A 238-nucleotide genomic window follows, 5' to 3' on the forward strand; every position below is an offset into this window, starting at 1 on the left:
TTCACGCATAGCGAAGATGATAGGCTTTAACGTATCTCCTAGAGAAGTGAGTGAATATTCGACACGAGGAGGGACCTCCTCATAGACTTCTCTGTGAACAATGCCGTCTTGTTCTAGTTCGCGCAATTGCAGCGTAAGAACACGCTGAGAAATTCTTGGCAGAAGCCGGCGTAATTCATTGTATCGTTTTGGACCGCAAGTCAAATGATAAAGGATCACTCCTTTCCATTTTCCTCCT

The 238-nt window shown here is 45.0% G+C and carries 1 protein-coding gene; it reads right to left on the bottom strand.

Features of this window, described 5'->3' with window-relative positions; genetic code table 11:
• On the bottom strand, positions 1–238 hold a 238-nt coding region (locus tag SB658_RS27340), incomplete at both ends, for a winged helix-turn-helix transcriptional regulator (protein WP_410603693.1).

Origin of the sequence: Bacillus sp. SIMBA_008, from assembly GCF_046535495.1 — a bacterium.
Lineage (GTDB): Bacteria > Bacillota > Bacilli > Bacillales > Bacillaceae > Bacillus > Bacillus subtilis.